The 18,797-nt window shown below is 53.8% G+C and carries 16 protein-coding genes and 1 pseudogene; 7 read left to right on the forward strand and 10 right to left on the reverse strand.

Features of this window, described 5'->3' with window-relative positions; all coding sequences use genetic code 11:
• A pseudogene (locus FUA23_RS07345) lies at positions 1 to 201 on the reverse strand (IS256 family transposase); the annotation flags it as partial.
• Between the two features lie 663 nt (positions 202 to 864).
• Positions 865 to 1,677 (reverse strand): beta/alpha barrel domain-containing protein, encoded by an 813-nt coding sequence (locus FUA23_RS07350; protein WP_147930211.1) that lies wholly within the window; start codon positions 1,675 to 1,677, stop codon positions 865 to 867.
• A gap of 199 nt (positions 1,678 to 1,876) precedes the next feature.
• Between FUA23_RS07350 and FUA23_RS07355 the strand changes: the two genes are divergently transcribed.
• Complete coding sequence (locus FUA23_RS07355) at positions 1,877 to 2,098, forward strand: hypothetical protein (protein WP_147930088.1); 222 nt, start codon at positions 1,877 to 1,879, stop codon at positions 2,096 to 2,098.
• Positions 2,099 to 2,162: 64 nt separating this feature from the next.
• Here the strand turns inward: FUA23_RS07355 and FUA23_RS07360 are convergent, their stop codons facing one another.
• Positions 2,163 to 3,224, reverse strand: a complete 1,062-nt coding sequence (locus FUA23_RS07360; RefSeq protein ID WP_147930089.1) for a branched-chain amino acid aminotransferase — start codon at positions 3,222 to 3,224, stop codon at positions 2,163 to 2,165.
• Between the two features lie 361 nt (positions 3,225 to 3,585).
• Positions 3,586 to 5,361: a hypothetical protein gene (locus FUA23_RS07365; RefSeq protein WP_147930090.1), complete on the reverse strand. Its 1,776-nt coding sequence runs from the start codon at positions 5,359 to 5,361 to the stop codon at positions 3,586 to 3,588.
• A 194-nt stretch (positions 5,362 to 5,555) separates the two neighbouring features.
• Here FUA23_RS07365 and FUA23_RS07370 point away from each other — a divergent pair, with 194 nt between their 5' ends.
• Entirely contained in the window at positions 5,556 to 6,272 is a 717-nt protein-coding gene (locus FUA23_RS07370) for an outer membrane beta-barrel protein (protein ID WP_147930091.1), read from the forward strand.
• 97 nt (positions 6,273 to 6,369) lie between these two features.
• On the opposite strand, the gene FUA23_RS07375 is transcribed toward FUA23_RS07370, so the two are convergent.
• Positions 6,370 to 6,915 (reverse strand): TraR/DksA family transcriptional regulator, encoded by a 546-nt coding sequence (locus FUA23_RS07375; protein ID WP_147930092.1) that lies wholly within the window; start codon positions 6,913 to 6,915, stop codon positions 6,370 to 6,372.
• Between the two features lie 657 nt (positions 6,916 to 7,572).
• On the opposite strand from FUA23_RS07375, the gene FUA23_RS07380 reads away from it, so the two are divergent.
• Entirely contained in the window at positions 7,573 to 7,920 is a 348-nt protein-coding gene (locus FUA23_RS07380; protein WP_147930093.1) for a 4Fe-4S dicluster domain-containing protein, read from the forward strand.
• Between the two features lie 115 nt (positions 7,921 to 8,035).
• On the opposite strand, the gene FUA23_RS07385 is transcribed toward FUA23_RS07380, so the two are convergent.
• The 4 genes from FUA23_RS07385 to FUA23_RS07400 all read right to left on the reverse strand — a co-directional run bounded on the left by FUA23_RS07385 (position 8,036) and on the right by FUA23_RS07400 (position 11,419).
• Positions 8,036 to 9,286 (reverse strand): metallophosphoesterase, encoded by a 1,251-nt coding sequence (locus FUA23_RS07385; protein ID WP_147930094.1) that lies wholly within the window; start codon positions 9,284 to 9,286, stop codon positions 8,036 to 8,038.
• A 106-nt stretch (positions 9,287 to 9,392) separates the two neighbouring features.
• Entirely contained in the window at positions 9,393 to 10,202 is an 810-nt protein-coding gene (locus FUA23_RS07390) for a hypothetical protein (RefSeq protein WP_147930095.1), read from the reverse strand.
• An 87-nt stretch (positions 10,203 to 10,289) separates the two neighbouring features.
• Positions 10,290 to 10,874: an RdgB/HAM1 family non-canonical purine NTP pyrophosphatase gene (rdgB, locus tag FUA23_RS07395; RefSeq protein ID WP_147930096.1), complete on the reverse strand. Its 585-nt coding sequence runs from the start codon at positions 10,872 to 10,874 to the stop codon at positions 10,290 to 10,292.
• Positions 10,875 to 10,969: 95 nt separating this feature from the next.
• Positions 10,970 to 11,419, reverse strand: coding sequence for a hypothetical protein (locus FUA23_RS07400; RefSeq protein WP_147930097.1), 450 nt, complete (start codon positions 11,417 to 11,419; stop codon positions 10,970 to 10,972).
• Positions 11,420 to 11,701: 282 nt separating this feature from the next.
• Here FUA23_RS07400 and FUA23_RS07405 point away from each other — a divergent pair, with 282 nt between their 5' ends.
• Positions 11,702 to 14,125, forward strand: a complete 2,424-nt coding sequence (locus FUA23_RS07405; protein ID WP_147930098.1) for a S9 family peptidase — start codon at positions 11,702 to 11,704, stop codon at positions 14,123 to 14,125.
• A gap of 93 nt (positions 14,126 to 14,218) precedes the next feature.
• On the opposite strand, the gene FUA23_RS07410 is transcribed toward FUA23_RS07405, so the two are convergent.
• The gene (locus FUA23_RS07410; protein ID WP_147930099.1) at positions 14,219 to 15,886 is read right to left on the reverse strand and encodes an AMP-binding protein; all 1,668 of its coding nucleotides are present in this window, start codon (positions 15,884 to 15,886) and stop codon (positions 14,219 to 14,221) included.
• Between the two features lie 395 nt (positions 15,887 to 16,281).
• On the opposite strand from FUA23_RS07410, the gene FUA23_RS07415 reads away from it, so the two are divergent.
• From FUA23_RS07415 to FUA23_RS07425, 3 genes are all read left to right on the forward strand, one after another.
• Positions 16,282 to 17,319, forward strand: coding sequence for a rod shape-determining protein (locus FUA23_RS07415; protein ID WP_147930100.1), 1,038 nt, complete (start codon positions 16,282 to 16,284; stop codon positions 17,317 to 17,319).
• Between the two features lie 129 nt (positions 17,320 to 17,448).
• A complete protein-coding gene (gene mreC / locus FUA23_RS07420; protein WP_147930101.1) occupies positions 17,449 to 18,267 on the forward strand; it encodes a rod shape-determining protein MreC in 819 nt (272 codons plus the stop codon).
• Positions 18,267 to 18,791 (forward strand): hypothetical protein, encoded by a 525-nt coding sequence (locus FUA23_RS07425; protein WP_147930102.1) that lies wholly within the window; start codon positions 18,267 to 18,269, stop codon positions 18,789 to 18,791. Before mreC ends, FUA23_RS07425 begins: the two co-directional genes overlap by 1 nt.
• Positions 18,792 to 18,797: the final 6 nt, after the last annotated feature.

An 18,797-nucleotide genomic window follows, 5' to 3' on the forward strand; every position in this document is an offset into this window, starting at 1 on the left:
CTCCAAGCGGTCCTCTGCGATATGCGCAGCAGCTTCGCCTTGAAGAGTAGCATTAACCATCGCCTGGAGCATCTCAGCGAATCCACCGCCACGCTCTAAAATCGGTTTGCCGGAGTAGAGGTGGCTCTGCATGCGCTTGAGTTGCTCCGAGTCGGTAAAAAGCTCTTCCAATGAGCGTGTCTTTTTGGTTTTCTTTGCCATAATAATCGTATCTAACTGTAAAGTAATGTAGACACACTTAGATGAACAGTCTCTGAGCAAGCGCAGCGCAGCGAACGGTACTTGCGGCAGCGACTCCAGACTCCCGACTCCCGACTCCTTAGTCAGGCGTCACTGTACTATACATGCTTGTGCAAGGTGAGCAAGCGTAGCGCAGCGAACGGTACTTGCGGCAGCGACTCCCGACTCCCGACTCCCTGACTCCCGACTCCTTAGTCAGGCGTCACTGTACTATACATGCTTGTGCAAGGTGAGCAAGCGCAGCGCAGCGAACGGTGCTTGCGGCAGCGACTCCTGACTCCCGACTCCATGACTCCCGACTCCTTAGACAGGCGTCACTGTACTATACATGCTTGTGCAAGGTGAGCAAGCGTAGCGCAGCGAACGGTACTTGCGGCAGCGACTCCAGACTCCCGACTCCATGACTCCCGACTCCTTAGTCAGGCGTCACTGTGCTACACATGCTTGTGCAAGGTGAGCAAGCGTAGCGCAGCGAACGGTGCTTACGGCAGCGACTCCCGACTCCATGACTCCCGACTCCTTAGACAGGCGTCACTGTGCTACACATGCTTGTGCAAGGTGAGCAAGCGTAGCGCAGCGAACGGTGCTTGCGGCAGCGACTCCCGACTCCATGACTCCCGACTCCTAATACGTGAATACTGCTTCCGAGGCGCGCATTGCTTCGGAGAAAGCAGCCTCATCAACGCCGGTGGGCTCAAAGCCGAAGTGGGCAAAAAGATTCTCGGTTGGCATGTTGCCCGTCAGATCATCTTTTGCCATCGGGCAGCCTCCGAACCCGCGGATGGCCCCGTCATAGCGACGGCATCCGGCTTCTGCGGCGGCGGTTATTTTCTCCTCCCAGGTGGTTGGCGTGGTGTGCAGGTGCGCGCCGATGTCGAGGTTCGGATAGCGTGGGATCAGGCTGTTGAACAGGTAGCTGATACTCGCTGGGGCACTCACCCCGATGGTATCCGAAAGCTGGAAAATGGTGATGTCCAGCGCCGAAAGCTTGCTGACCCATTGTTCCACCACTTCCACATTCCAGGGATCTCCGTAAGGGTTCCCGAAGCCCATACTCAGGTAGAGCACCATTTCTTTGCCGGCAGCGACCGTCAGTTCCTGAATTTGCTTCACCCGCTCCAGGCTCTCCTCCAGGGTAGCGTTGGTGTTGCGCAGCTGAAACGTTTCGCTCACACTGAACGGATAGCCGAGATACTGGATCTCGGGATGTTCCAGCGCGGCCACTGCGCCGCGGCGGTTAGCTACGATAGCCAGTAGTTTGGTATCGGTAGCGCTCAGGTCAAGCATACCGAGTACTTCGGCCGTGTCCCTCATTTGAGGAATAGCTTTCGGTGATACGAAACTGCCAAAGTCGAGGGTATCGAACCCACAGGCCAATAGCTTCTGGATGTAGGCAGCTTTTTCGGCGGTGGGGATAAAAACCTTGCGCCCCTGCATGGCATCGCGGGGGCATTCGATGATCTTGATTGAATTCGTGGTGGTGGACACGGGCAATGTGGTTAGGAGAATAAAAAATCGTGGTGGTGGGCACTGACGGCATGTGCTAAAGCTACAACCGTGTAAAAAAATCGGTTATTCTCGCAACACCACAGCCGGCGACGTAGTTTTGCGATCAGAGAAATCAAACTTCTAAGCCATGATCAAACACGCCACCACCATCACCGTAATCGGGTTTATTCTCCTCATCACTGGCGTGATGACGCTTGTGCTCAATCTGGTAGGGGTCGACTTTATCCTTTTTGAATGGATCTACCGCTACAACGTAGCCCTGTCGCTGGTCTTCCGCTTCATCCTTATCGTGACCGGATTCATTATGATCTATGTCGGGCAGACCGACTGGGACCGGGAAGAGGCATAACCAGTCAAAGAAGAACTGTCGCACGGGCCTGCGCCCGTACGACAGTTGTACTTCTCTTGTTTGGCTACAGCTTAACGATCCAGCCGAACTTATCTTCCACCCGGCCGGTGCGGAGGCCGTCGATGTATTTTTTCAGCATCGGGCCAACTTTACGTTCTGCTACGTCGGGCAGTACCATCAGCTTATCCTTGTATTGCAACTCAGCAACGTGGCTGACTACAGCCGCTGTTCCCGCGCCAAACATTTCTTCCAGTTTGCCGGCGTCGTATGCTTCGACGATTTCGTCGATGAGAATTTTCCGTTCGGTCACCTTGTAGCCCTGATCGCGCAGGATGGTGATGAAATTTTTGCGGGTAATTCCCTTCAGAATAGCGCCGTCAGTTGCGGGTGTGATCACTTCCCCATCGATGACGAAGAAGATGTTCATGGTTCCTACCTCCTGGATTTCGGTCATATCGGGGCCTCCCATCCATACTACCTGGTCAAAACCTTTCTGGTTGGCTTCGAATGCAGGGCGCAGGCTGGCGGCGTAGTTGCCGGCGGCTTTAGCTTCGCCCGTTCCGCCGGGGACCGCTCGGACGTAGTTCTGCTCCACCACCAGGCGTACCGGCTTAGCGTAGTACGGGCCTACGGGAGCGGTGAAGATGCAGAAGCGGTAGCTCTCACTCGGGCGAACGCCGATGAACTCATCGGTAGAGAACATGTAAGGGCGCAGGTAGAGTGCGCTGCCTTCGGCTGGCGGAATCCAGTCGCGGTCCAGAGAGACCAACTGGCTTACGGCTTCTACGAAGCGGTCTTCGGGGAATTCGGCCATCATCAGACGGCGGGCGCTGGCGTTGAGGCGTTTTGCGTGCTCAATCGGGCTGAGCAAGGCTGGTGTTCCGTCTTCCAGCTTACTGGCTTTCATCCCCTCGAAGATGGCCTGACCGTAGTGGAGAACCATGCTGGCGGGGTGAATGGTAAAGTGACCAAAGGGGATGATTTCACCATCGGACCATTTCCCGTCTTTGTAGTCGGAAACAAACATGTGATCAGAGAAAATTTTCCCGAAGGGGAGGTTGTCCCAGTCAACGTCTTTTACGCGACTCTGTTGTACTTTTTCGGTACGGAATGTGCTATCGACCATGAGGTTCTCAATTTATGGTTAGGGGTAAAATAAAAGGCATCAGCGGTGGTGAAAATACGCTTTATGAATTGGTTAGATTCAAATGCCCCTGAAATCAGGTTCGGATGTACGGCATTCAGCGCACAAAAATCCGGGGGCGCGGCCGCAGGTGCAATGAAAAGCTAACGTATGGCAAAGTTGGGAATTTTTACAGATTAGTGCCGAATTTAATTTCGGCCTCCTCCGGCGGGGATCGCCTTACTCCGATTATGCACGACCGGGTTGAGCCGTTGCAACTCTCCCTGAGACTCCTCCCCTGCACCTGCGACCGCGCCCGAAAACAGTTTGTTCCCGGCGGAATTACAGCAGCGGGTCGCTGCCACTAAAATTCGTACCGCTGCCGCGCTACGTTCCACCTCACGCCCAGGTTGATGATGGTTGTTTCCTGATCATTGGCGGCAGCATCAGAATCTTTGCTCCGCGAGAAGTATTCCGCTTCGAGCCACAGATTGGGTTTAAGCTCGTAACCCGCCGTCAGAGAGATCAGGGTGTTGTCGTACCCGATTCCCTGCCCGATTTCGTTGCCGAAGTCCATCTCGCGTAAACCGTTGGGGCGGTTCAGGTTTTCGCCCACTACGAGGTCGTCGGTTCCTTCCCCCTGCGTAATCAGATACAGACGCCCTCTAAGGTGCAGCCGGGGAAGCGGACGGTACTCGATTGCCAGTAGATTTTCCTTGAAGTTCGCCCCCAAAGGGTGCGCCAGCGGCATCGCAAAGTGGGTGTAATTGCCCAGGCCACGGTGGGTATAGGTGTAAGGGCGTACGTAGTTGCGCTCCACGGTGATGTCTAATTGATCGAGCCCGAATGCGTCTGCGTAGCGCGCACCGAGTTGATACCCGAATTTGTTGGCCCACCAACCCCGCTGCTCACTGAAGAGCTCGTCGAACTTGAACTCATCAATAATCAGCTGACCGTAGAGCTCTACCCGAAACGGCGTGCGGTACCGCCCGGTCAGGCCAACGATGGCGTTATCCGGGCTCCCGACGCTCTGCTCGATGGTGCGGTAAAGAATGATGGGATTGAGGTAAGCGAGGTCGAAGCCATCTTCGCGGCTCATCACGACCGATTCAAACAGACCGAAAGTAAACCGCCGGCCAAGGTTGATGCTCAGGTAGTGCGAAGCCATGTATTTTTTGGTCAGGGGTTGCCCCGATGCGGTCGCTCGTGCCGGACCAGAAGTAAGCTCAGCAAAGATGTTGCGGTAATGAAATTTCCAGATACGCCAGTTCAGTTCGAGATAAGGATAGTTGTTGCTGAAATCGGACAAAAGCAACGAGCGTTCTCCGTCTCCGATGAAGTGCCGGCCGTAGCCCAGCCGGGCGCCTACGTGCTTCGTGATGTCCGCCGAGAGATAGCCCTGCCCGTTGAGGTAATCCGTTCCACTTTCTACGTTGGCGATGTCGAGTGAGTATCTTTTATTGAAACCGGCTCCGGGCACCGCATCAAAACGGTTACGAAAATCACGTACGAAATTGGGCAACCCCGCCTGGGTTTCCAAAATCTCGAAGTTGAGGAAAATACGATCGTCCAGGCCTGCCCTCAATTTCACCCCCCGACGATTGAAGAAGTAATCTTCGGTGTCGTCCTGTTGCTTTCCGTAACGGAAATCGAGCACGGGATTAAAGCGGAGGTAAAAGTCGGGCCGGTTCACTTCAAACATGTGTGCCGGCGTGGGGTAGAACACGTTGAGAATCTGATCCTGCGCCCGGTACAGCGGGCTTTCGACCGACTTCAGGGCGAAGTCATCACCACTCCAGAACGATGCCTGGTCCGGGTCCTCAGTGGCGGCGTACGGTTCGAGTGCCAGCCATTCGTTGTTATCGTCGTAAAACCGCTGCAGGCGGTAGTTGTCGGTTTTACTGAACTGGTCGCCGTAGATTTTCTGGTAGGTTTTGGCCAACCGGACAAGGCCTCCCCTGCTGGTGGGCCGCAGGCCCAGATCGGTTGCAGGCTGCTCAAAACCATCGTACCCGTAGCGGAGGCTAAGCCGACGAATCAGGTCATAAGTTTCGGTGTCCTCTACCGGCAACGGGCTGCCCTGAGCAACTAGAAAAGAACAACAAGCAAATAGAAAACAGGAAAAAAATACAATGCGCATTATCATGGGCGAAAGGTACGGGCTTTGAGGCTGATTTTTTGTGTAAGCCGCAAACTCACCACCCGGCGGGAGTAACCCGAAAGCCGTTGACTTATTACCGGCTCCGGGCAAAGCCCCGCAGCGGCGATGAAATAACTTGGCACCAAAAAGAGTTTTTCAGGTCCCCACTTTTTCTCCAAGATTGAATCCTGACAATGTCGAATATTTTTTCTCTTCACCTCATGGTCCTGGTTTTGCTTTTCACCTCAGTCGCGCTCAGCGCACAGACGTATGAGCGTTCCTTCGGGCTCGAAATTGCTCCGCACAGCGGAGGTAACCGCATCACGTCCAGCGGCGGAACCCTGATTACAGCATTGGAAGTGCAGGACAGCATCGAGAGTGGTCTCGGAGGCTACGGCATCGGGTTGCTGTACGAGAGCCGGGCCGACAAGGTGGGGTTCACTACCGGGATTCGGTACCTCCGTACTGGTTACGAAGTAGTTGAAAACGATTTGGACGGACCTACCGTTGGGCTGGACACCAGAGATGAAGTTACCGCTCAGTACCTGGAGCTGCCGTTCGAATTTAATTTCCACCAGGACATGTCTGAAAAAAGCAGCGTTCACTTTATGCTGGGAGTAGCCGCCAACCTGCACCTGAGCACTAAAACCGAACGCTCCACCCGGCTCGACGGCGTGGAGCAGGGTACGACAGAACTTCCCGACGATCCTGAACGTGAATTTCGTCCGGTGGTGGCTTCCCTCAATACCGGTTTGGGATACGACCGTAAACTGGGCGAGAACTGGGCCATTCGGGTACAGCCGTACTTTCGGTTCTTTCTTCAGGGCAACCTTAAGACCAACTTCGACCAGCTCAATCGTAATTATTACCAAACCGGCGTGCGGGTGGCGATCCGCAGGGTCTTTTTATAAGATGGCGGATACCACCGCAAACCGGATTTGAGCCGAAGTGATAGAAAAGAGCGAAAAAACACAATGCTACGTCAGCGCGTACCGGCTGTTTTGATTTCTAGATCAGATCGTCGTCATCCTCTTCCACTTTGCGGGGCTTACGCCCTGGCTTCTTGCGCTTCTTCTCCACTTTGCGTGGGGGTGGTGGCGGCTTTTTGATCTTCGAGATGATCTTGTTGGGCCCTTCGCGGCGTTCAATCGCACGACGGGCGATGTCCTGCGCAGTAATATCCAATTGGCCACTTGCTTCCAGTCGCATGCCCTCAAGGGACTTGATCGTGGTGGGGACAGCATCCAGACGCTGCTTATCGATCAGGTTCCCCGTCACGCTACAAACGCCGTAGACTTTATTCTTGATCCGGAGCATTGCGTTTTGCAGGTCCTGGATGTGATCCCGCTTACGCAGAACCTGTTCTTTAAGCAATTCCAGGCGGCTCACTGAGCTACTGTCTTCGCCCATATCGGCGCCGAAGCCTTCCGACATGGTATCGTTGAGTTCCGTAACCTGATCGCGGAGCATTTGAAGCTCCGTCTTAGCAAGCTGGTAGTCTGATTTGATGCGCTCTGCAAATTGTGCGAGCTCTTTTTCACTATATCTTTCCATGGGTAGTTTGGTGTATCAGCCCGGTAAAGGTGCCAGGAACATTTTTGTTGTTCCGAACATCCAATGATACATAAATTATTCAGTTATACAAAGTACGGGGTATTTAAGCCCTGCTGGTTTAAGACGAAGCACTTTTGAAATTGTAACAATTCCCCTTATTACGCGGACAATTAACGGCCCGAAAGGTCAAAGTGTTCTTCTGCCCCTTCCCCCCACCCTCCAAACGCATGACAACGGTAAAGTTTCAGGTAAGGAAAAGCTCCGAAGGTCAACACCAAATCGTACTGTTTCTAAGAACACAACCCGGGTGCAAAACGTATCGGCAACCACAATCTTATTACCTCCGGGGTAATAAATAAGATGGTTCGACACCAAAAATCCTTCGTAGAGGGCCGCAAAAATAACCGAATTACGGACATTTGCAACCGGAGTTCCCGTATTTCCCGAATTACCTTACTAAGAAAATAGTAGATAGTACACCTTTTGTGGTGTAATTTTGCCCTCCAACAAGTCAACCAGGGTTAGCCCGTACAGGTTGTTAATTCAGTACCACCATGTTCAGGTACGGCCTCACGGCTCATTTTCATTCAACCAAGGCATGGTTCATTGGTTTGAACTAAGGAACCAGAATAGCAAAGAATCAAAAGACCAAGATAAATGGCAATTTTCATTACCGACGACTGTATCAACTGCGGAGCCTGCGAACCCGAATGCCCTAACACCGCAATTTACGAAGGCGGCGTAGAGTGGAAAATGTCTGAAGGCACCACCATCTCCGAACCTTACAAAATCGAAACCGGCGACGTCATTGAGCCGGACGCCGAGCAGGAGCCGGTCAGCGATGAGTTTTACTACATCGTGCCCGACAAATGCACCGAGTGCGTAGGTTTTCACGAAGAGCCACAGTGCGCTGCAGTTTGTCCCGTAGACTGTTGTGTTCCTGACCCCGAGCGCGAAGAAGAAGAAAGCGTACTCGCTGCCCGTCAGATCACACTGCACTCCTAAACAGCAATCCTGATTTCAGGCAACTATAACTGACCGCCGTACGGCGGAAAGCACAACTCTGCTTTCCCGCCTGCGGCGGTTTTTTTTACGCCAGTGCCGCCTTTATAAAGCGACTTCAGGCTTTTCTGAGCGTGAGTACCGAAATCTCAGGCAGGATGCCTACCCGCCCGGGGTAGCCCAAAAAGCCCAGCCCGCGGTTCACGTAAAGGTGTTGGTCGCCTTCTTTGTACAAGCCAGCCCATTGTTTGTAAAGGTATTGAGCCGGGCTCCATTTGAACCCCGGAATTTCGATCCCGAACTGAAACCCATGTGTATGCCCGCTCAGTGTAAGGTCGATGTCGGGGTACCCGGGACGGATCTTAGCATCCCAGTGCGTTGGGTCGTGGCTCAGCAGAACTTTACAGTCACAGGCGTCTGTTCCTGCGGTTGCTTTCGGTAAATCCGCCTTGCGGGGAAAGCGGAAAGCCGAGCCCCAGTTTTCCACACCGAGGATGCCGATTTTGTGTCCGTTTACATCGAGTATCCGGTTTTCATCGCGCAACAGGTCCCAGCCGAGGGCTGCATGGTGACCGTAGAGGCGCTCCATGTTGGCGGCGATGGCAGCCTTTTCCTCCTCGCTGCCTTTGGGGAAGCCCCAGTCGTGGTAGGTTCCATAATCGTGGTTACCGAGAATACTGAACACTCCGTATTTACCCTTCACGTTTTTGAAGATATCGATGAAGGGCACGATCTCATCCGCCTCGCTGTTCACCAGATCACCGGTAAAGCAAACCACATCGGCTTCTTCGGCATTGATCATGGCCACCGCATTTTTCAGCGGCTCAGAACGTGTCCAGCTACCCGAGTGCATATCGGAGATCTGAACAATTTTGAACCCCTCAAGTCCGGCAGGAAGGTTCTTCACAGGAACGTCGGTCGCAAAGCGCCGGTAGCGGTAAGCATTGCGTACGATCCCGTAGGTGAGCGTTGCCAGTGGTACCCCACCGGCAATCAATGCCGTCTTCGCCATAAAGCGAGAGCGACTGGTATCCCGTTCCGTTACGGGGCTGATACGATTGGCCAGCCAGCTTATACCACGGCGCAGATCGTCGATCCCCAGCAGCAGGATGATCGGCAGTTTACAAACCCAGAACAGGAAAAGACTGACCCGAACGATGAGTTGTGCGTTTTTGCCCCACCCGTCCACAATTTCAAGAACGTTCAGCAGCAGGAAAGTGAAAGCAAGCAGCGACAGTCCCCAGTAGACTGCGTAACCAATCCGTCGGGCCGTCGCTTTGTAAGGACTTAGCCAGCTGCGGATAGCCTGGAAGGCGTATACATCCAGTGCAAGAAGAGTAACCAGTAAGAAGATAAGGCGTAAGGTCATGCGTTGCATAACGTGTCGAACCGGCTGGTGGTTGCCATAAATTTCAACCTTGCCCCACACTGCTCTTTCAGGGCTACTCATTGCACCTGCGTCAGCGCCACGGAAACTATCGTAAAGAATCGATTCCGAAGTATGTTCTCGGGTAATCCTCTCCCACCAAAACGTAGGGTTTTATCCATTGCGAATCACGGAATACCTCGATGTTATGGGTGTCAGCAACGGCAAAAAGACGGATGGTTGCAAAGTATTTTTCGCGGTCCATCACTTCGTCGAAATAATCAGCATACGCCGGCAAATCATCAGGCGCGGTCGCAGGTGCAACGAACGTTTTTGCGAGCCGGGGAACTTCTTCTGCAGGAACTCTCCACAGCAAAGAATCGTGGAAACTCACCGTAATGCTGTCCACTTTTTCCGTTGCGACTTCCAGCGATCGTCTCCCACGGTAAGCATCGAAACAAAGCATTTTCTCCAGGGGTTCCCTGACGCTGGCCGGCAGCGCGAAAAGGTCGCCTGTGGCACCGACCTGTACAACGGGCGGCCCCTGAAGCGGGAAGCGAAAACTAAGTTCTTCCCGTTGCCCTCCTTCTCCCACCAGGATTACCGACGGGCCATGAACCGCCGAAGACCGGCGCATCACGGAATCGGTTTGCAGGTTGTTCAGGATTTCGATCAGCCGGTCGGCTGCTTCGCTTTGGTCGTACAATTCGATGGCGTCCTGCTTAACGATCCAGCCGCCCTCTTCGCCCCGAAAGATCCGGAACCCGCGGCGATCGTTGGTTACCTTCAGCTCACGCAGCGTATTGGTATTGGTCAGCAGCAGGTTTTCGCGCAGGGGCTGATCGGTAAACGATTGCAGGTAGAACCAGCCGGCGTAAGCCATAGCTGCCAGGATCACTAAAGGAATCAGGGTACGCATAGATCGGGGCTAAAGGGGGAAGCGTGCAAAGAGCAGAAATCAGGGCCAAATGCTGTAATCTGGTCTCCGCATTTTACACTTTACTTTCTAGTTTTCGCGCAGAAAATCCTGCAGTTTGGTCATGGCCCGGGCGCGGTGGCTCATACTCCGCTTTTCCTCGCCGGTCATTTCTGCGAAGGTACGCCCATCGCCGTCGTCGGGAATGAAAATGGGATCATAACCGAAGCCATCCGTCCCGTTGCTTACTGCTTCGCTGATGCGGCCTTCGCAGCGGCCCTCGAAGAGGTGTTCTTCGCCGTTCATGATCAGGCAAAGGAAGGTACGGAAGCGGGCCGTCCGATCGGATTTGCCTTCCAGCCCGGCGAGGATTTTGGCGTTATTGGCTTCAGCACTTCGCTCCGGGCCCGCGTAGCGGGCCGTGATGACACCCGGCGCACCGCCGAGCGCATCTACTTCCAGGCCGGTGTCTTCGCTGAAACAATCGTGTCCGTAGTTTTCCTTTACGTAGCGGGCTTTTTGCTCGGCGTTCCCGGCAAGGGTCGGCTGTGTTTCCGGGATGTCCTCGTGGCAGCCGATGTCCTCAAGGCTCAGAAAAGTGTACTGGTCGCCCAGTTGAGCTTTGATCTCAGCGATTTTGTTCTTGTTGTTGGTAGCAAAGACTAATTGGGACATGATACGAAAGGTAGTTTATGGCGTTAATTGTGTTAGGCGCAAACCAGATTGTGTTCTTGATTCATCTGCTGGACATACTCAGGTGCTGACAGCTTTCACCCCTTCATGAAACTTGCCTTCACACCGCGCCACAGAGCGCCGGCGGGGCCGTTGTCACCTTTATTTTTGGCTTCGGAGATCGTTGCCGCCGAAGGATTACGCATGTAATTCACGCCGCCGACTTCCACGGGAAAATAATCGGCGACCTGAAAGTGCAGGCCGAGCGACTTCATGTCCTGGCCAAAAAGCAAGACGCGTTTTATTTTCAGGTGGCGGATCAAACCGGTAAGGTCCAGCGGCCCGGCGGCGGGGGACCACTCCAGCAAGTGAAGTTGAAGTTTTGGATCGTCGTACCCCGCCGCAGCGAGCACCCTTTCCAGGAAATCATAGTCGGAGTCGTAGACGATCAGCAGGTCAACGCCATCGACGGCATTGGGAGATAACTGACGGATCGCTTCGGCATATCCGGGTTGTCCGATGAGTTCGATGTCGGGAAAAATGGCCATGGGGCTAAGGTAGCACGTAAGTTCGTTATGCTGTCTCTGGATTCCTGCTTCTCTCTCCCCCGGCGGCTGTCGTCGGGCGAGGAGGGGCAACGCAATTGCTAAGGGTATCGAGTCCTTCCGGATACGTTTGGATCAGCGGCGAATCCCCGGACAAACAACCTGCCCGGCACCTGCGTTCGCGCCCCCGAAACGAGGTTTTAGGTTACCCAAAAGACATTCCCCCCACATCGGGCCAAACGTACTCTGTTAAGTTCTGTATCTTGAAACCTCAAACCCAACCAAATGAGAAACCTCCTTTTCCTGTTTTTTATCGGCTGCATCCTGCCGCTGACCGCCCAGAACCTGGGCTACCAAAAACCACACAAAGCAATCCTCGACCTTGTAGACGTCCCGCTTGCACCGGGTGTCATGATGGATGACGCTCACGAATTCATGGTCCTGACCTACCGCGACGCCTACAAATCCATCGAAGACCTCAGCCGTCAGGAAATGCGCCTCGGCGGCCTGCGCATCGACCCGGCCACCAACATCGGAAGCCGGACGAACTACTCCAACAAAATTGCCGTACGGCGGGTAACCGGCAAAACGGACCTGATGGAAGTGATGGGCCTGCCCGACAACCCAAAACTTTCCAACTTCACCTGGAGCCCGGACCAGACGAAAATTGCCATGACCCACACCACCGCCGACGGGGTCGAGGTATGGTTTCTCGACGTAGCCGCAGCTTCCGTAAAACGGGTTACCGATGCATCGGTTGATCCGATCAACGCCAACCTCGGCGACGTTATCAACTGGTTCGATGACAGCCAGAGCATGCTCCTCAAGTTTCTTCCTGCCGACCGCAAAGAACTGATCAACGGTGCCACTGCCGTTCCTACCGGCCCCACCATTTCGACCGCTGACGGCAAAAAGGCTCAGAACCGCACCTACCAGGACCTCCTCAAGAACCCCAACGATGAGCACAACTTCGAGCAACTCGCACGTTCTACCATCTCCCGCGTCCGGCTGAATGGTACGAAAGAAGAATTTTTGCCAACAAACATGTACCGGAGTATCAGTTTCAGCCCGGACGGAGAGTACGTCATGGTAACCAATATCGAACGACCATTCTCTTATCTCGTACCTTACTACCGCTTTCCTTCCGTCACGACGGTGTACACCAAAGAAGGGAAGAAAGTCAACACAGTCAATACGGTTCCGCTGATCGAAGACCTCCCCAAAGGCTTTATGGCGACCCAGCCGGGCAGACGGAGCGTCAGCTGGCGCTCCGACCGCGCCGCCAGCCTCATCTACGTCGAGGCGCTGGACGAAGGAGACCCTGCCAACGAAGTTGAATACCGCGATCAGGTATTTACGCTCCCCGCTCCGTTTGCCGGCAAAGGAAGCCCGCTCGTAAAAACCATCAATCGCTTTTCCGGCATCCGCTGGGGCGACGATAAGACCGCAGTTCTCTACGACCGCTGGTGGGATACCCGCAACGCAAAAACCTATGTGTTCGATCCTTCTGCCCCGAATAAGAAAGCCCGCATTCTTTTTGACCGCAATTATCAGGACACCTACAGCGATCCTGGTAATTTCGTATCGAAGCGGAACAAATGGGGCCGCTCGGTACTCGCCCTCAAAAACGGAAACGCCTTCCTGCTGGGTGCCGGCTTTTCGGACAAAGGCCAGTTCCCTTTCCTGGACCGGATGGCTCTGGAATCAGGAAAAACAGAACGCCTTTATCAGTCTGAATACACCGATAAAGTTGAAAGCCTGCGGGATTACGACGTAGAATCCAACCAGCTGATGGTGCGCATCGAGTCACCGACGGAGTTCCCCAACTACGCCTTTCGCGATGTTCGTTCGGGAAAAGTAACCCCGATTACTGAATTTGAAAACCCGTTTGCGGCGCTCGGCAGCGTCCACAAGGAAGTCATCAATTACAAGCGCGAAGACGGGCTGGACCTTTCCGGTACACTCTACCTTCCTGTCGGTTACGAGGAAGGAAAGAAATACCCGATGATCCTGTGGGCCTACCCGCGCGAGTACAAAGACAAAGCCAGTGCCAGCCAGACCACCAGTAACCCCAACAGTTTTATTTACCCCTACTACGGCAGCCCCGTTTACTGGGTTACCCGTGGTTACGTTGTGCTCGACGCAGCCGCCTTCCCGATCGTTGGCGAGGGAGACACCGAGCCTAACGATTCGTTCCGCAAGCAACTGGTTAGCAACGCCAAAGCAGCCATTGACGCAGTAGATAAACTAGGCTACATCGACCGGGAACGCGTTGCCGTTGGTGGCCACAGCTACGGAGCCTTCATGGTGGCCAACCTGCTGAGTCATTCCGATCTCTTCGCTGCGGGCATTGCCCGCAGTGGTGCGTACAACCGGACGCTGACGCCCTTCGGGTTCCAGTCTGAACAACGCTCGTACTGGGATGCCCCTGAGGTATACAACACGATGTCTCCCTTCATGCACGCCGACAAGATGAAGACGCCACTTCTTCTCGTCCACGGCGAAGCCGACAACAATTCGGGCACCTACCCTCTCCAGTCAGAGCGCTACTTCAACGCCCTGAAGGGGCTCGGTGCTACCGTTCGCCTGGTAATGCTGCCCAAAGAAAGCCACGGTTACCGCGCAAAGGAATCCATTCTGCACTTGCTCTGGGAGCAGGATCAGTGGATGGACAAATACGTTAAGAACAAAGGAGTTATCCGGCCGTAGGCAGTAAAAAGTTAGTGCCGCACCTACCTGCGGGGGTTCCCGTCGGGTAAGTGCGGCACTTCACTATTGATACACGGCCTTTTTGAGGAATGCTTAATCCCGCAGCATCCGCCGCAGGATCTTACCTACGTTGGATTTTGGCAGTTCCTCGCGGAACTCGACGGCTTTAGGTACTTTATAGCCCGTAAGATTTTCGCGGGCGTAGGCGATGACTTCATCTTCGGTAAGCGACTTATCCTTTCTCACCACAAAAACCTTGACTATTTCACCGGATTTCTCGGAGGGAACACCGACTGCGGCCAATTCGAGAATTTTGGGATGCCCGGCCAGTACGTCTTCGACCTCGTTGGGGAAGACGTTGAAGCCGGAGACCAGAATCATGTCCTTCTTGCGGTCAACGATGCGGAAGAATCCATCTTCGGACATCATACCGATGTCTCCCGTTTTGAGCCAACCATCGGCGGTGATAACCTCTGCGGTATCTTCAGGCCGGTTGAGGTAACCCTTCATTACCTGAGGGCCTTTGATGTGAATCTCGCCTCTTTCGTCCGGAGTGGCGACCCGGTTTTCTTCCTCATTCCAGACGCGCATATCGGTGCTGGACATCGGGATTCCGATGGTGCCATTGCGTTCGGTGCCATCCAGCGGGTTCATGCTTGCACAGGGGCTTGATTCAGTGAGGCCGTACCCTTCGGTCAGCGGGACACCGGTTAGCTTCTGCCAGGCTTCCGCCACGGGGCGCTGGACCGCCATACCGCCGCCAACGGCGGCGCGGAGATGACGGAAATCGAGCTTCTTGAAACCGGAATTGTTCAACAGGCCGTTGAAGAGCGTATTGACGCCGGTTATTCCGGCGATTTTGTTGTCCTTGAAAGCACTGTTGATGGTACTCATATCACGGGGATTGGTGATGAGTACGTTACAAACACCGTGCAGAAACAAGCCAACTGCGTTTACCGAAAAGGCAAAGATATGGTACAGCGGCAACGGGCAGAGCATCGCGCCTTCTCCACCTTCCTCGAATTTATCTTTCAGCCAGGCTTTTGCCTGCAGGCCGTTGGCGATCAGGTTTTTATTTGAAAGCATTGCGCCCTTAGACACACCGGTCGTTCCGCCGGTGTACTGCAGCGCGATGGTGTCGTCGTGTTTGCTCTCAAAGGTTGGGAGTTTGTACTTTTTACCTTCTGCCAGCGCCGTTTTAAAAGTAACCGAACCGGGGAGATTGAACTTCGGCACCATGTTTTTCACGTTCCGGACAACGAAATTGGTGATTCCTCCTTTCAGAAAACCGAGCAGCTCCCCGATACTGGTGGTAACGACCGTTTTGATTTCGGTTTCGTTGATAATTTTCTCCAGATTGGAAGCGAAATTCTCAGCGATGATGATCGCCTTAGCGCTGCTGTCGGTAAACTGGTGCTTCATCTCCCGCGGGGTGTAAAGCGGGTTAGTGTTGACGAGTACGAGCCCTGCCTTAAGGATGCCGTGTACCACAACCGGATACTGCAAGAGGTTAGGCATCATTACGGCAACGCTGTCTCCGGGCTGCAGGCCCCGGTAGTGGAGGTAGGCTCCGAAGGCGTTCGACATTTTGTCGAGTTCGTTGTAACTGATTGCCTTACCCATACATTTGAAGGCAGGTTTGTTTTTATATCTCTTAGTTGCTTCGCTGAGCAAATCATTTAGCGAAGCATAGGCGTTGGTGTCAATATTGGCGGGAATTCCGGCGGGGTACTGTGCCAGCCAGGGGCGCTGATCGGACATATGCTTGATCTTTTTAATTGAAAACTGGGAGCAAAGTACGAAAGTTTAGAGTTGTCGGCCCTCAAGACTTCCCGCGCGCGTTTCTGTTTTGTGCCGAAATAAGCAGGCGGGGCCGCAGGTGCAAGGCTGAGATTTCCGGAAAGGAGCCCCACAGGAAGGCCAGCGACCTCCTCTTCAGAACCCTCTCTTTGCACCTGCGTCAGCGCCCGAAAAACGCTCAGAGAATAACTTAATTCGGAAGTACCAACAATAAACGACCGATTCCGATGGTTTACGGGTACTTTTTACGACTTTTGCGGAAACCAAAGAAGTCGACGTCAGATGTTACTATAAGGTTGGGACCAAGATGCCTTCCCTTCGAGACTTCCGGCGACCTTCACGATACAAATATTCAAATGAGGTTTTTCAGCCTATTTCAACAAAACTTAGCCATCGACCTGGGAACAGCCAATACGCTGATTATCCAGAACGATAAAGTGGTGGTCAACGAGCCATCCATCGTAGCCATCAACCGCAAGACGGAAGAGACCATTGCCGTTGGCCGCCGTGCCATGCAGATGCACGAAAAAACACACGACACCATCCATACGGTTCGTCCGCTCAAAGATGGGGTTATTGCAGATTTCCGTGCCGCAGAACACATGATCAAGGGGATGATCGACATGATCGGCAACCGCCGTTCGTTCTTCACCCATCTGAAGATGGTGATCTGCATCCCTTCCGGCATCACCGAGGTGGAGAAGCGCGCTGTATTCGAATCTGCCGCACGGGTAGACTCAAAAGAGACTTACCTGATCTTTGAACCGATGGCTGCCGCCCTCGGTATTGGTCTTGACGTGGAAGAGCCTGTAGGCAACATGATCATCGACATAGGCGGAGGGACAACGGAGATCGCCGTAATTGCACTCTCGGGTATTGTTTGTGACCAGTCCATCAGAACGGCCGGCGACGAGTTCACCGAGAACATAGTAAACTACATGAAGCGGCAGCACAACATCCTGATCGGAGAGCGTACCGCCGAAAAGATCAAGATTGCTGTTGGCTCTGCCCTTCCGGAACTCGACGACCCGCCCCCACCCTACGCCGTCAACGGCCGCGACTTGCTGAACGGTATTCCGCGGCAGATTACGGTTACTTACCAGGAAATTGCCACCGCTCTGGACGAAAGCATCGTCTCTATCGAAGAAGCTGTGATCCGTGCCTTGGAAACCACTCCTCCGGAGCTGGCTTCCGACATCTACTCTACCGGTCTTTACCTTACTGGTGGCGGAGCCCTGCTGCGTGGCCTCGATAAGCGCCTGAGCGCCAAGACTCAACTGCCCGTTCACGTAGCTGAAGACCCTCTGAGTGCCGTAGTTCGAGGCACCAGTAAGGCCCTGAGCGACACACAACGGTTCCGGGCAATTCTGGTTCCGAGCAGCAGCGTGAGCTAGTTGAAGCCTGCAGTAAAGAGCGCGGATTTTAAGAACCCGGTGCTGTTTACCGCCTGAATAACTTTTATTCAATAAACATTTTGCCTGTCGTGGCCCAGCGCGGCGGGCAGTCTCTAACCTCCAACTTGCATGGAGCAGATACTCCGCATATTTTATAAAAACGGCAGCTTTTTCACCTTTGCTGGTTTACAACTTTTGTGCCTGTATCTGATCGTAAATTTCAACTCTCCGCAAAGTGCAATTGCCGTCGAGACCGCATCGATCTTCACCGGAAGCGTAAAAAGTGGTGCGGGCACCGTTGAGGGCTACCTCAACCTTGCGGAGGAAAACGAAATTCAGCGGCGGGAGATAGCCGACTTGCGCAGCCGGCTGCCCGAAGCCGGCTATTCAACGACCCTGGAGACGGACAGCATCGAGGATAAGACCTACGCTCAGCGCTTCATTCACCTAACGGCCAACGTGATTAACCGTTCTCCTTTTTCTCCCAACAATACCCTCGTTATTGACCGGGGGACGGGCCAGGGCGTTGCAGCTGGCCAGGGGCTGGTGGGCAGAGAAGGACTCATCGGGATAGTAGACCTGCCTACAGAAAACTTCTCACGGGTAATTTCGATCCTTCACCGTTCGGCGCGCATCAGTGCGGGGCTGCGCAATAACGCCTACGGCACCCTGCAATGGGATGGAACCGATCCACGCCGGATGATTCTTACCGACATTGCCGACTACCTGACCGTAATGGAGGGAGACACTGTTTTCACGACCGGGTTCAGTAATGTGTTCCCTACCGGGCAGGTGATCGGGACCGTTGAGAGCAGTGAGGTTCAACCGGGAACGGGCAGCCAGAACCTTATCGTCAGGCTGATCAACGATCCCTTGCACACCAATAACGTCTTTGTAGTCAGGGACCTGTTCAAAGACGAACTGGCCAAACTAAAACCGCTTAAATAATGGGAGGTGTAGACTCGGTCAGTAATATCATCAGGTTTTTCATCCTGCTCTTTCTGCAGGTATTCATTTTCCGGCAGGTGAGCCTGGGCTGGGGAGGTGCAGAATACATCTTTGTATTTATTGCTCCGTTATTTATTGCCCTGCTCCCGCTACGAACGCCCAAGCCGCTCGTTGTTATCTTTTCTTTTCTGTTTGGCATCAGCACCGATTTCTTCTACGAAACCCTGGGGGTTCATGCTGCGGCGGCCACCTTTTGTGGCTACATCCGCCAGTTCGTGCTCGTAATTCTTGAGCCACGCGATGGCTACAAAGTGAAAGCCAGCCCGGACGGTAAAGACCTCAGTCTTAGCTGGTGGTTTTCTTACCTGGCCTACCTGGTGGTCGCGTACACCGTCTTCTACTTCAGTATGGAAGCCTTCAGCCCGGTGTTTTGGAAACAGATTACCATCAAGAGTTTGCTAACTGCTCCTGTTTCTCTACTGCTTTGCGGGATTTTGGTTACCTTTTTGCGACCACGGATATAAGCCATC

This window comes from Neolewinella aurantiaca (assembly GCF_008014675.1).
GTDB classification, from domain to species: Bacteria; Bacteroidota; Bacteroidia; order Chitinophagales; family Saprospiraceae; genus Neolewinella; species Neolewinella aurantiaca.